We start from the raw sequence: 1,598 nt of genomic DNA, 5'->3' as shown, positions 1-1,598 counted from the left end.
CTTCCTGGATGCTCTGGCCGAGCATCGCAGGGCCGAGGGTCTGCCGGCGGTGTCGCTGGCGTGGGGTCTGTGGGACACGGCCGACGGTATGGGCGGCGCACTCGCCCGCACCGACCGCGAACGCATCCAGCGGGGCGGCATCACCGCGCTCACTGTCGACACGGGCCTCGCCCTCTTCGACCGCGCGGTCGGCCGGTCCGCCCAACAGGCCGCCGACGCCCTGCTGGTGCCCGTCCCCCTGGACCCGGCGGCGCTGCGGGCACAGGCGAGCACCGGGATGCTGCCGGCGCTGCTGCGCGGCCTGGTGCGGGTACCGGTCCGACGTACGGCCGCGGCCGCGGACACGGCCGCCGCGGGCGAACTGGCGCAGCGGCTCACCGGCCGCCCCGCCGAGGAGCAGCAGGCCGCCCTGCTGGAGCTGGTGCGCGGCCAGGTGGCGGCGGTCCTCGGACACCCCTCACCGGACACGATCGAGGCCGGCCGGGCCTTCAAGGAACTCGGCTTCGACTCGCTGACCTCCGTCGAGCTGCGCAACCGGCTCGGCACGGCCATCGGGCAGCGGCTGCCCGCCACCCTCGTCTTCGACCACCCGACTCCGCTCGCCCTGGCCGAGTACCTGCGCTCCGAGCTCCTGGGCGGCGCAACCGACGCCGAACGGGCCGAGACCGGCATCACCGGCCCGATCACCGACGACGACCCGATAGCGATTGTCGGCATGAGCTGCCGCTACCCCGGCGGCGTGCAGACCCCGGAGGACCTGTGGAACCTGGTCCTGGGCGGCGTCGACGCCATCAGCGAGTTCCCGCAGGGACGCGGCTGGGACCTGGCGGCGCTGTACGACCCGGACCCGGACGGCAAGGGCACCAGCTACACCCGCGAGGGCGGATTCCTGCACGACGCGGGCGAGTTCGACCCGGCGTTCTTCGGCATCAGCCCGCGCGAGGCGGTGGCGATGGACCCGCAGCAGCGGCTGCTGCTGGAAACCACCTGGGAGGCGTTCGAACGCGCCGGGATCGACCCGGCCACGATGCGTGGCAGCCGGACGGGTGTCTTCGCGGGCATCATGTACCACGACTACGCCACCCGGATCACCTCCGTGCCCGACGGCGTCGAGGGCTACCTCGGCACCGGCAACTCCGGCAGCATCGCCTCCGGCCGCGTCGCCTACGCCTTCGGCCTCGAGGGCCCGGCGGTCACCGTCGACACGGCCTGCTCGTCGTCGCTCGTCGCCCTGCACTGGGCGATCCAGGCGCTGCGCAGCGGCGAGTGCTCCATGGCGCTCGCGGGCGGTGTGACGGTCATGTCCACTCCCGGCACCTTCACCGAGTTCAGCCGCCAGCGCGGGCTCGCGGCCGACGGCCGCATCAAGTCGTTCGCGGCGGCCGCCGACGGGACCAGCTGGTCGGAGGGCGCAGGCATGCTGCTCGTGGAACGGCTCTCCGACGCCCGCAGGAACGGCCACCCGGTCCTCGCCGTCGTACGCGGCAGCGCCATCAACCAGGACGGCGCGAGCAACGGCCTCACCGCGCCGAACGGCCCGTCCCAGCAGCGCGTCATCCGTCAGGCACTGGCGGGCGCGGGCCTGGCCGGCGACCAGA

Annotated in this window: 1 protein-coding gene; it reads left to right on the top strand. The window is 74.0% G+C overall.

Translation table 11 applies throughout. The features are described 5' to 3' along the window. Window positions 1-1,598, top strand: a 1,598-nt coding sequence (locus tag LMU33_RS40745) for a type I polyketide synthase (RefSeq protein ID WP_228627145.1), incomplete at both ends; no start/stop codon positions are given.

Origin of the sequence: Streptomyces barringtoniae, assembly GCF_020819595.1 — a bacterium.
Lineage (GTDB): Bacteria > Actinomycetota > Actinomycetes > Streptomycetales > Streptomycetaceae > Streptomyces > Streptomyces barringtoniae.
This window is presented reverse-complemented; position numbering and strand designations above follow the sequence as displayed.